Annotated in this window: 6 protein-coding genes and 1 pseudogene; 2 read left to right on the top strand and 5 right to left on the bottom strand. The window is 66.8% G+C overall.

The window, feature by feature from the left end; translation table 11 throughout:
• A pseudogene (locus WA317_RS13545) lies at window positions 1-859 on the top strand (glycoside hydrolase domain-containing protein); the annotation flags it as partial.
• Window positions 860-874: 15 nt separating this feature from the next.
• Here the strand turns inward: WA317_RS13545 and WA317_RS13540 are convergent.
• On the bottom strand, window positions 875-1,618 hold the full coding sequence (locus WA317_RS13540; protein ID WP_425173520.1) for a TVP38/TMEM64 family protein: 744 nt from the start codon (window positions 1,616-1,618) through the stop codon (window positions 875-877).
• 71 nt (window positions 1,619-1,689) lie between these two features.
• Between WA317_RS13540 and WA317_RS13535 the strand changes: the two genes are divergently transcribed.
• Entirely contained in the window at window positions 1,690-2,646 is a 957-nt protein-coding gene (locus tag WA317_RS13535) for a class I SAM-dependent methyltransferase (RefSeq protein ID WP_425173519.1), read from the top strand.
• A gap of 8 nt (window positions 2,647-2,654) precedes the next feature.
• On the opposite strand, the gene WA317_RS13530 is transcribed toward WA317_RS13535, so the two are convergent.
• From WA317_RS13530 to recC, 4 genes are all read right to left on the bottom strand, one after another.
• Window positions 2,655-3,545: an NYN domain-containing protein gene (locus tag WA317_RS13530; RefSeq protein WP_425173518.1), complete on the bottom strand. Its 891-nt coding sequence runs from the start codon at window positions 3,543-3,545 to the stop codon at window positions 2,655-2,657.
• Window positions 3,546-3,658: 113 nt separating this feature from the next.
• The gene (gene recD / locus WA317_RS13525) at window positions 3,659-5,386 is read right to left on the bottom strand and encodes an exodeoxyribonuclease V subunit alpha (RefSeq protein WP_425173517.1); all 1,728 of its coding nucleotides are present in this window, start codon (window positions 5,384-5,386) and stop codon (window positions 3,659-3,661) included.
• Window positions 5,383-8,682 carry an exodeoxyribonuclease V subunit beta gene (recB, locus tag WA317_RS13520; RefSeq protein ID WP_425173516.1) on the bottom strand — a complete coding sequence of 1,100 codons (3,300 nt, stop codon included), beginning with the start codon at window positions 8,680-8,682 and terminating at the stop codon, window positions 5,383-5,385. Before recB ends, recD begins: the two co-directional genes overlap by 4 nt.
• Window positions 8,682-11,987, bottom strand: coding sequence for an exodeoxyribonuclease V subunit gamma (recC, locus tag WA317_RS13515; RefSeq protein WP_425173515.1), 3,306 nt, complete (start codon window positions 11,985-11,987; stop codon window positions 8,682-8,684). The genes recB and recC overlap by 1 nt, the downstream gene beginning before the upstream one ends.
• Window positions 11,988-12,035: the final 48 nt, after the last annotated feature.

The raw sequence follows: 12,035 nt of genomic DNA, 5'->3' as shown, positions 1-12,035 counted from the left end.
CGCCTCGATCACGCTGGAATGGTCGGTCGACGACTTCACCATCTCCCGGTTCGCCGAGTCCCTCGGAGACGGCGTCATCGCCGCGCAATTTCAGAACAGGGCGCAGTGGTGGCACAACCTGTTCAATTCGGCGACCGGCTACATCTCGCCCCGCGACGCCGCCGGTGCTTTCCTCGACGGTCCCCAGCCCCACGACGCCGGCTCTGACTTCGGAGAAGATTTCGGGCAACAGGGATTCGACGAAGGCAACGCCGACCAGTATCTGTGGCTCGTTCCCCAAAACGTCGGCGGACTGGTCACCGCCCTCGGAGGTCGGCAGGCTGCGGCCGAGCGGCTCGACCGCTTCACCACGGAACTCAATGCCGGGCCCAACAAGCCCTACCTCTGGATCGGGAACGAACCGGATTTCGGGGTGCCGTGGCTGTACAACTACATGGGTCAACCGTGGAAAACTCAACAGACCGTCGACCGGGTCCGCAGCCAACTGTTCGGTCCCACACCGGACGGCGAGCCCGGCAACGACGACCTGGGTGCGATGTCGAGCTGGTACGTGTGGGCCGCGCTCGGGCTGTACCCGATCACGCCGGGCACGCCGATCCTCACCGTGAACACACCGCTTTTCGACCGAGTCGAGATTATGCTGCCCACCGGCAGATTGATCCGGATCACCGCTCCGGGCGCATCCAATGGCCTGAAGTACATCAACGGGCTCAGCATCGACGGCCGGCCCACCGACCAGACGTATCTGCCGGAATCGACCATCGATGACGGCGGGGAGCTGTCTTTCTCGCTGTCGCTGATTCCTAACGTCTTCTGGGGGAGCGCCGAGTCGGCGGCGCCGCCATCGTTCACTGCCGGCCTCGGTCGGTGACCGTCAAGGGCGAGGCGGTCCGGCTTCGCGATCCGGTTCGGCGATACCGCCGTCCGCACCGCCGCGGACATGCACCCGCCATTTCTGATAGCCGCGCCGCGCGGCGAACGCGCCGACGATGGCAGTCACGCACCACACCGCGATGGCCGCATAGGCCAGCGGCGAGGACCGATCCGCGATCGAGGCGCCCAGCGCGGTGTAGACAAATGCGCGCGGCACCGATCCAATGAACGCGCCGAGCGCCATCTGCCACAACGGAATGCCGAACGCTCCGAAGGCATACGAGGCGAGCGCATCGGAGATCCCCGGGATGAAACGCTGACCGACCACAGCCCAGAGACCACCCCGCTCTATCAACGAGTCGATGCGCTCCGCGCGTGTCGTTCCCAGCAGAGCCCGTGCGCTGGTGCGGCCCGCCCGACGGCCGACGAGGCTTGCGACCACCGCGGTGCCCACCGTCGCGCTCAGCGTCACCAACACACCGATCACCGGACCGAACAGCACCCCGCTACTGGCCGCCAGAATCGGGCCCGACACGAACACCGCGCCCAGGATGGCCGAGACCACGACGTAGGTCAGCGGCGCGGCCGGGCCCGTCGCCGCGACCGTGCGCCGAACCGCCTCGACGTCGACGACATGCCGGACGGCCAGCAGATAGACCAGCGCGACGAGGAAGCCGGTGAACACGACAAGCCGCACGGTGTGGCGGCGTCGAGACGGCACAGCGGATCGGTTGCTGTCGGTCATGGTGACCGCGATTCTTCCGCAGGTGGCTCACGTAGGGTCGAATGCGTGCTGCCGACTGGGAGGAAGTGAGCGTGGCGAGAACCGACGACGACAGTTGGGAGATCACCGAAAGTGTCGGCGCGACCGCGCTGGGTGTGGCGGCGGCGCGCGCTGCCGAGACCGAAAAGGACAACCCGCTGATCAGCGATCCGTTCGCCCGGATCTTCCTCGACACCGTCGGCGACGGCGTGTGGAACTGGTATTCGGCGCCTGAGTTGCCCGCCGAAATCGTGAGAGCCGAACCAGAGTTGCCCCGGCGGATGCAGGAGCTGGTCAACTACTTTGCTTGCCGCACCGCCTTTTTCGACGACTTCTTCGTCGACGCCGCCGGCGCGGGCATCCGTCAGGCGGTGATCCTGGCAGCGGGCCTGGACGCGCGGTCCTGGCGGTTGCCCTGGCCCGACGGTACGACGGTCTACGAACTCGACCAGCACCGGGTGTTGGACTTCAAAACGTCGACTCTGATAGAGCACGGCGCAGAACCGACGTGTAATCGGATCGGCGTCGCGGCGGATCTACGTCAAGACTGGCCAACGGCGTTGCAACAGGCCGGTTTCGATCCGTCGGCGCCGAGCGCATGGTCGGTCGAGGGGCTGCTGATGTATCTGCCGACGGCAGCCCAGCGGTTGTTGTTCGACCGCCTTCAGGGGCTCACTGCCTCCGGTAGCCGTATTGCTGTCGAGGCGCTCGCACCTGACTTCGCCGACCCGGGTGCGTTCGCGAAGCGACGTGAGCGCATGCAGCGCATTCAGGCGTTGATGGCTGAAGCGGACCCGCAGCGGGAGGTGCCCCGAACCGACGAGCTGTGGTACTTCGAGAATCGCGATGATGTCGGCGACTGGTTGCGCCGCCACGGCTGGCAGGTCGACGTGACACCGTCGGTCGAGCTGATGGCCGGATATGGACGCAAACCTGCGGCGGACCTTGAGGACGACGGTCCCCGGAACCTATTCGTGTCCGCGCAGCGGGCCCGAACGCAGCCCGGCTGATACTCGTCTCAGCCGTTCGCGCGTAATCGGACCATCCGTATCGTCGAACTTTCGTCGAGCTCCACCAGATCTGACCGAGATCGCAGAAAGTCGCTGAAAGACCGGAACCCGAGCGACTTCTCGCTGAACGACGGGTCCATCCGCTTCATCTGCGCCTTGACCACGGAGTTGTGCAGCCAGTCCGCATCGTCCTTCTCCAGGCCAATCCGCAGCGCGCGCGTCAGCAGACCGGTGGCCGCAGCCTGCGGATCGGGTGATTGCGACTCCTCGGTGTCGGCATCCTTGGTGCGGCCGGCGCGTCGCTTCGGCGACACCGCCACATCGGCGGGTGCCGGCGCCGGCTCCGGTACCGGAACTCCGGGCAGCGCGTCATAGACGACGAACTCGTCGCACGCCGCCGCCAGCGCCCGGCTCGACGACCCGGCCACCCCGATGCCCACCACGTACCGGCCGAGCCGCTTGCATCGCTGCGCCAGCGGGATGTAATCGGAGTCGCCGGCCACGATCACCACGTGGGTCAGATCTGGCAATCGGAACATGTCCTCGACCGTGTCGACGGCCAGCCGAATGTCGGCGGCGTTTTTGCCGTAGGCCGCCGCCGGGAACAACTGCACAAGATCGACGGCGCGGCCAACCAGCTGCTCGCGGTAGCCGGTGTTGACCTCGTTCGACCAGTCCGCGTACGCACGGGTGAGTACCAGCGTTCCGAACGACGACGCGAAGTCGATGATGGCGCCGACGTCGACGGTGGCCCGCATCAGCCGATCCGGAAACTCTTCCAGCCCTTTGGCTTTGTCTCGCTGAAACGAATTACGCCCATTCACCTGGTCATAGCGGGAGATGACGATGTTGTCGAAATCGAGGTAGACCGCGACACGGCCCGCGTCTGGGTCTGCCATCAGCTCAGCCTCGAGCGTTCTTCGTCTGTCATCAGGACCATGACGTCGGGACGGTGAATGGCGGTCACCGCCTCACGGTATACGTGGCGAGGAGTTTCATTGCGCGAACAGCTTCACGCCGACGACTGCAACCGATGTGCCAACCCGCTCGCTCGCACCGCTCGTCGCCCGACCGCGGCGCGCACCGAAGCCTCGGGGCCGACCACCCGCACCTTCTGCTTCGCCCGAGTCATCGCCGTGTAGAACAGTTCCCGGGTCAGCAACCGCGAATCCGCCGGCGGCATCAGCACCGTCACTTCGTCGGCTTGACTGCCCTGACTCTTGTGGATCGTCATGGCATACATGGTCTCGACGTCAGAGAGCCGACTGGTCGCGAAGTCAAGCAGTCCGGTGGCACTCGCGATGGCGGCCCGCAGGCCGTCTGGACCGACCACCACAACACCGGTGTCGCCGTTGTACACCCGCAAGCCGTAGTCATTCGCGGTCAACAGCAGCGGCCGTCCGGCATACCATTCCGACCACGGCGGCTGACCGGTCTCCTCGGCGAGCCACATCTGCACCTGCCGGTTCCAATGCGCCACGCCGAACGGTCCACGCCGGTGCGCGCACAACAGCCGGTGGCGATCCAGCGTCGCGACAGCAACATCACCGGCACCCAGCAGGGCCGCCTCCCGCAGTGCCAAGGCGTGCGGCACCAGCACAGAACGCAGCCGCTGCTCCGGGTGGTCGTCCTCGACGAATTCGATGTGCCTGTCGCCGGACCGCAGCAGGGTCAGCACCTGGTCTGCTTCACCAAACCGGATCGCCTCGGCCAACGCGCCGATCGACTCCCCGAACCGGTGCGGGGTCCGCAGAGCCGCTACCCGCACATCGTCTCGGGCCGACAGACCCTCTACCAAGTCCGCGAGCACCGCTCCGGCCTCCACCGACGCCAACTGGTCGGCATCACCGACCAGGATCAACCGGGCTTGCGGTCGAACTGCCTCCAGCAGCCGAGCCATCAGCGTCAACGACAACATCGACGTCTCGTCGATCACGATCACGTCATGCGGCAACCGGTTCCCGCGGTCATACCGGAACCGCGACGAGGTGTCCGGTCTGGAGCCGAGCAGTCGGTGCAGCGTCACCGCACGGAGCTCACCCAGCCGCGCCCGGTCGGCGGTGTCAAGCCTTTCGACCTCGAGAGCCACTGCCTCCTGCAGCCGCGCCGCCGCCTTGCCGGTTGGCGCCGCCAGCGCGACGCGTACCCGTGGTCCACCGGCGATTTGCGTCTGCTCCGCGAGCAGCGCCAGCAGACGCGCAACCGTGGTGGTCTTACCGGTGCCCGGCCCGCCGGTCAAGACTGTGACCGCCTGCGAGAGAGCGATTTCGGCCGCTTCTCGCTGCTCTTCGAATCCGGCCGGGAAGAGTCGCTCGGAGTCGGGCACATCGATCACCGGCTTGGGCACCAGGAGTGCCAGCAGATCGTCGCAGACCTGTTGCTCTTCGCGCCAGTACCGGTCGAGGTAAAGCAGGCGGTCGTCGTAGAGGTGCAGCACCGGCGGCTCACCAAGCAACGGGCTGGCGCGAACCGCCGCCAGCCATGCCGTCGGCTCCCGCCACGACAGGTCAGCCGGTCCGACGACCCCTGCGACGGTCGACAGGTCCACGCACACCGACCCGCTCCGCAGCGCCCGGACCGCCAACGCCACCGCCAAGGCGACCTGCTCGTCGGTCTCCTGGCTCAGTGCGCAGAGCCGCTGCGCCACATGCACATCCGAGAGATCAAGCACTCCTGCCGCGTTGAACTCATGTAGCACACCAGCGGCACCGAGGGCGGCCCCGACATCGGCGACCGTCATGCTGACCGTCTCCCTTCGTCGAGAACGTCGGACAGCGCAACCACCAAGTCGGGCGGCGGATTCCAACTGAAGACTCCGGCCGGGTGACCGTCGAGTACCGGTGTGTCGACGCCGCACATACCCCGCACGAACAGGTACAGCACCCCGCCGAGATGGTGCGCCGGGTCGTAGCCCGGTTGCCGCCACCGCAAAAATCGATGCAGAACAACAAGATACAGCAGAGCCTGCAGAGGATAATCCGAGTGCAGCATCGCTTCGGTCATGCGTGGACGGTCATAATCACCGGCAATCAGCGGCCGGTCCGGGTCCCCTAGCCAATTCGTCTTGTAGTCAACGACGAGATAGCGATGTCCCGAGTCGCCCGGAACGCGGAGTACGGCGTCGACCGACCCGGTGAGGTATCCGCGCAACACCTGATCCCCGAGAGCGGGGGCCGTCAACCGGCTGACGTAGGGGGAGAGCGCATCATCGGCCGACAGGTGGTCACGCAACAACGCGCCCACGTCGGAAAGCGTCACAGCCGGTGCAGCCGAACGCAGGTCTCCACCGGCCAACGGAAATTCGAAGTTCAACTCGCGCAGCCGATCCCGTAACCCGATCTGCCGTAGCGTCAAACCACCGGCCAACGGGCCCAGCGAGGTGTCATGCATGGGTACCATCGCCGCGGCCAGCACCTCCGGAGCCACATCGACCGGCCACCACACCGCATTCGACCGGATGCGCGACTCCAACTCGACGGCCAAATCCCCGGCGAAGGGGTCAGCCGTCTCCAGCACGGCGTGCACGAGGGTGCCGAATCGCGCGCCCGTCGGCAACTCCGCCATCGGCGACGGCAGGTTCTGCACAACCGGTGCCGCAACGACCGGAATCTCGCCGACTTCGTCGTCCAATTCGGTGTTCTCGGGCTCGCTGCTGACGCCGGTGCTCTCCGCCACGCGGATCAGCCCGGAATAGGAGGTACGACGCCAGGCGGTGTCGATATCGCGGTGGAAGTGGCGGCTTCTCAGGTCGTTCGGCATCTGTGCGCGGGGCACGTCAGGCGCTGCGGCCACCACCGACTGCTCGATCACCGGGCCGCCCGCGGCCTCCCACTCGCGCAGCAAGGCGATCGCGTCGTCGTCGGATATCTTCGCGGGCTCGCAGCGGTCGGGCACGAGCGGCTCTCCGGGTCGGCGACCGCGCAGTAGCCGGGACAAGCCGCCATTGGGTTCGTCGAAGGCCGGCGACCACCACGCCACCACCTGGGTCTGCGCGCGAGTCATCGCGACATATGTCAGCCGGCTGTCGTCGCTGGCGTCCTCTTTGCGGGCCAATTGCTCGACGGTCTTGAAGTCAGGACTGTCCTTGCCGCCGATGTGCAGGCAGCGCACATCGTTATCGTGGAAAAGCATGACGTCGCGGTCCTGCGTGTTGCGGTTGAACGCGAACGGTAGATACACGATCGGATATTGCAGACCCTTGCTGACGAACACCGTCATGACCTGCACGGCGGCGAGATCACTGTCCAGTCGCCGGTTGCGTTCCGTTGCGCCGCTGCGTTCGTCACGCTGCCTGCGCAGCCAGTCGCGAAGCGCGGGCAGAGTGTAGTGCTCGCGATGCGCGACGTCCTGCAGCAACTGCGACATATGCGCGAGGTCGGTCATGTGCCGCTCGCCGCCCTGCCAGGACAGGATGCGGTCACCCATGCCATGCAACTGAGCGGCCTCGAAGATCGCCGCGACGCCACGTTCGCGGGCATGCCCGGCCCACTCCCGCAACGTGGCCGCGAGCCGATCGGTCAGCGCGTCACCGCCGGCTGCAAGCGATTCCGCGGTTTCGCCGAAGAACATGGTCGCCGCGGCGGCGCGGACCATGCCGGGACGGTGCGGCTGGTCGAACGCCTCCAGAAGACACAGCCAATCTTCGGCGGCGTCCGAGGCGAACACGTCGGAATCGCCGGTGTACACCGCCGGAATGCCGGCATCGCACAACGCCTTGAAACACGCCCGGGCGTCCTTGTGCTTCTCGACAATCACAGCGATGTCGCGGGCCTGCAACAGCTCACCGCCGAACATCGCGCCGGCCGCCAGCAGCGCGCGGATGTCGGCGGCGAGGTCTGCGCCGATATGCGCCCGCAGCTGGTCGATCGGCAAATTCTGAATGCCGCTGCGTCCCAGCGTCGCTCGTTGTACCACCCGTAGCCGGAACGGATCGTTGCGCGGCGCGCCCGCCAGTCGATGACCCTGGTGGTAAGCCTCGACGTCGTCCACCACGATCGCGGCGTCGCCCAGCTGGGCACCCCGCAGCACCACCTGCAGTCGCTCGACGAGCGCGGCGTCGCTCCGCCAATTGGTGGCCAGCGTCTTCTTGTCGCCTGCTGTCTCGGCCGCCCGCAGGTACGTCACAATGTCGCCACCGCGAAACGCATAGATCGCCTGTTTTGGATCACCGATGAGAATCACGGTGGAGCACCCGCTGAACGCGCGGTCGATCACCTGCCATTGCACCGGGTCGGTGTCCTGGAATTCGTCGACCATGACGATCGGCCAGCGTTGATGCATACGCACCCGCGCCAGGGAGTCATCGGCGTCCAGCGCCTCGGCCAGCCGGCTCAGCAGGTCGTCGTAGCCGAGGACGCCCAGCCGACGCTTGCGCCTTTCCAGCTCGGCGACAACATCTTCGACGAAGCCGACACAGACGGCGGCCCGCGATCCGGCCTCCGGATGTCGAGGCCGCAGCTCCGTCGACGGATTCTTGACGACCTCGCGCGCCAGCCGCAGGGCATCGCGATAGCTCAGCACCGGATCGTCACGCTCCCGGGCGAAATGAGCCAGGTACAGGTCGTCGACTATCTCGGCGACCAGTTCGTCGAGGCTCTCGACCAAGGTGACGTTCGCGGCAGTGTCACCGGCCACCCCCAGAGACTTCAACACCAGCTGGCAGAACTGATGGGTCGTGGCGATCGTCGCCGCGTCGAAGCCGGCCAGCGCATCCCGCAGCCGCTGCTGACGCAGGGTGCGCCGACCGTCGGTGTCATCCAACAGCGATGCCACCAGCTTGTTGTCCCCGACGATGGACGGGTCGTCGAACGCGGTTACGGCGTGCACGATTTGACCGCGCACACGCTCGCGCAGTTCCTGACTGGCTGCCCGGCCGAACGTGATCAGCAGCATCTGGTCCAGCGTCGCCGCACCTTCGGCGAGGTAGCGGGTCACCAGACCGGCCAACGCGAAGGTCTTACCGGTTCCCGCGCTGGCCTGCAGCACGGTGGTGGAACGCCGGGACGGGAGCGGTCCGAGCAAGTCGAAGCGCTCCATCACACCGGCTCCCGCTCGGCACGCAGCATCGGCAGCCAGAGCCGAGCGGCGTAAGCGCCGAGCCGGTTGTCTTCGCCGTCGTATTCCTCGCCCGGTCGCAGGGGCTGCATCAGGTCCGCCAGTCGCGCATTCTTGCCCCACGCGCGCACGTGCGCGGGTGACTCCTCTTCGCCGGGGAATCGTCCGCTTTTCCACCGGTAAGAAGCCTGCAACAGCGGATCGTCACCGCAGTGCCGGGCGGCGGCCCAGGCATAAGAGGTCTTGATGGGCAAAGGAATCGGCTCTCGACGCCCCGCGTCGTAGATTGCTACCAGATCACGCAGGATCGGCAAGGCGTCGCCGACCGGCGGCCCCAGTCCGTCGACCCGTACAGTGCTGCCCTTCTTCGACCGGCCGATGCATACCGCGGACCAGTCGAGGCGAGGATGTTGCAACGTCAACGCCAGCAACGGGATCCAAGATTCCAGCAGGTGCCTGCCGTCCAGCCTGGAATACGTCACCGACGCCAGGCGCTCACCATACACCCGCGACACGGTGCCCGTGAGTCGTCGCCCGGAGCCCACATTGATGTCGACGTCATACGCCTTCGATTCCGCCCGGCCACGGTGCTGCCGCGCCGCGGTGACCAACTGTGCCGCCTGGTCGCGGATCTCGGTGGCCTTGCGCCACCCGAGTTGACCGGGCGGCAGCATGCCTCGGCGCCACTCGGCCTGCCGCGCGTCATCCGGGCTCATCCCGTGCAGGATGTCGCTGAGCATCCGGTCGCCGACGGTCCATTCCTCGAGATTGTTGATATCGACCGGCATGGCGTCTTGGACACCGTCGACGTCGCGCGGCAACGTGAACTCCAGGGCGCGAAAGAAACCCTTCACCGGGTCTTTGCAGAAGCCGACGAGATCGGCGAGTACGACGTCGTCGGGAGCTGGTGGCGGCAACGGCGTCGAGATGAATTTGGGCCGGTCGCATCGTTGGCCGGTGCTGACCCGCGCCGCCCGCAACACCGTCGGGTCGAAGCTGAACGGGACGTCCGGCACCAACTCCCCGGGAACGACGTTGCGAAAATCGAAGGGCTGCAACGGATGCTTGACGACTATGCGCTCGCGGATCTTGTCGCCGGTGGTCATGTCGAGGGCATCCAGCAGCTCAGCCAGCGGCACCGCGGGCGGCCGCGGTTGACCCGAGTATTCGTTGGCCCCGGTGTAGGTGACGACAAGTTTTTCGGTGGCCGCGCCGATGGCATCGAGCAGTAATTGGCGGTCCTCCGAACGGATGTCGCGTTCGCCGGTCATCGGATTGCGCACCAGCACATCGTCGCCGTCGACGACACCGAGGCGCGGGAACACGCCATCGTCGAGCCCGACCAGGCACACCACCCGGTGCGGCACCGAGCGCATCGGCACCATCGTGCAAACCGTCAGGGTGCCGGTGCGAAAGTTGGCCCGCGTCGGGCGTCCGGACAGCTGCCGGTCGAGCAACGCCCGGGTGTCGGGTAGTCGCAACACCGTCTCGATCCGCGGACCGGCATCGGCCGACACGGCCCCGAACTCGCGCTCCATCTGGCCGGTTTGCCAGCGATCTGCGTCGTGCACGCGCGTGAGCCGGGTGACGCCACCCGTGAGAGCCGTCAGCCACTCGCGTAACGGCCGCGCGCCGGTGAGTGAGTCGATCGTATGCTGCAACCGGCTGACGAATTCGGCCAGTCGGCCGGCCAATTCGACGCGGTTGCTGCCGACGTCGTCGAGGGGCAGTGTCGCGCCGATCCAGGCCCGCGAGTCGTCAGACATCGCGACGCCGGTCAACACCCGGTCGACACCGAAACGCCAAGTGTTGTGCACGAAGTCGACGTGATAAGGCTGCCGGTGCTCTTGGTCGAAGCCCCACCGGATATTCGCCTGCCGGACCCAGCGGGTGATGACCTCCAGATCGTCGTCGGTGAAACCGAAACGGGCGCGCACCGGCGCAGCCTGAGCGAAGTTGAGCACCTCACTGGCTGTCACCCGGCTGCCGGCCAGACCCAGCAGTTGAGAGGCCACGCCGAGCAGCGGGTTCGTCTGGATCAGGGAGCGATCGGCAAGCTTCACGCGCAACCGGTGAGCGGGATGCGCGCCGTTGACCACGTCGCCGAGCCCGAAGTCCGCGACGATCAACGGCGCGTACGTTTCGATGTCCGGGCACATCACCAGAATGTCGCGCGGCTCCAGCGTCGAGTCGTCCTGCAGAAGGCCGAGCAAAATCTCGCGCAGCACATCGACCTGGCGGGCCGCACCGTGGCAGTTGTGTACCTGCACCGAGCGATCATCCGCAGCCAGCTTTCGACCTCCAGGCCGTACGGCATTGGCGGCGATGTCGGACTGCAGCCAGCCGAGCAGCGTATCCGAAGAGGCGGAAACACCGGTGCCGCCGAGAAACTCGTCGGTCGGCAGATTCGTCGGCAGGCTGCGTTGCAACTCTCGCAGGTCGCGCCCGAGCGTCGCCAGCAGCGGATGACCCACCGCACGGTGGCTGGTGTCCGCGCGACGCGGGATCACACCATGGGTGCCGGCAAGCGCGTGCCACAGCTTGTCGCTGGGATGCGGCAGCCACAGATGCACGTCATGGTGGCCGGCCAGCGCGTCCAGCAAGTCGATGTCGGTGGCGGACAACCTGGTGTGCCCGAACAACGACAGCCGCCGCGGCAGCTCGCTTGGTCGTGCTCTCAAGCGTGCGACAGTCCGTTGGTGACGGATGTGCGGGGGATCGGCCTCAACACGGTCAACCAGTGCGCGCCACAGTTCCGGCTGCCACAGCAGGTCCACGTCGAGGTCGCCGGCGTCACCGTTGCGCCAGTCGACGAGCAGTTGCGGCCGTTGCCGGGCGTACGAGGCGAACAGTCCGGCCAGCCGGCGGGTGACCGCGTACCTACGTCCCCGGCGCAGTTCGGCTTCGTAGCCGTCAGAATCGAAGTGGCCCAAGTGCGCTGCGAGCGCCCGGCACCACGGCTCGTCGAGGCTGCGGTCGATCACCTCCAACAGCGGCCACGTCAACGCCTCCGGGGACCACGGGTCGTCGTCTACGGTGCCGGTGATCTCGGCGATCAGCGAACCCGGGCTGCGGAACACCACGCCGGCGCACACCCCGTCATCGCCGCCCGGCGCACCGCTGCCCAGCACGTGCGACAGCCGCTGGCTCAGCCAGCGTTCCACGCCACGCGCCGGCACCAGCACCAGTTCCTCGGCGAAAGGGTCGGGCAGCGGTTCAGCCAGCAGCGACCCCAGCCCGTCGGCCAACAGGTCGGTGCGTTCGGCGCGGTGCACATGAAGCGGCATCGCGGGACACCTTAGACGGCGGCACCGACCCGAGTAGGCGTTTCTCTG

It is taken from the genome of Mycobacterium sp. (assembly GCF_049802695.1).
Taxonomy (GTDB): domain Bacteria; phylum Actinomycetota; class Actinomycetes; order Mycobacteriales; family Mycobacteriaceae; genus Mycobacterium.
The sequence above is the reverse complement of the archived record's forward strand: the minus strand, read 5'-3'. Positions and strand labels throughout refer to the sequence as shown.

Coding starts and splice junctions, on each gene's coding strand:
- WA317_RS13540 (WP_425173520.1), bottom strand. CDS start 1,618: ATGACCGACAGCAACCGATCCGCTGTGCCGTCTCGACGCCGCCACACC.
- WA317_RS13530 (WP_425173518.1), bottom strand. CDS start 3,545: ATGGCAGACCCAGACGCGGGCCGTGTCGCGGTCTACCTCGATTTCGAC.
- recD (WP_425173517.1), bottom strand. CDS start 5,386: ATGACGGTCGCCGATGTCGGGGCCGCCCTCGGTGCCGCTGGTGTGCTA.
- recB (WP_425173516.1), bottom strand. CDS start 8,682: ATGGAGCGCTTCGACTTGCTCGGACCGCTCCCGTCCCGGCGTTCCACC.
- recC (WP_425173515.1), bottom strand. CDS start 11,987: ATGCCGCTTCATGTGCACCGCGCCGAACGCACCGACCTGTTGGCCGAC.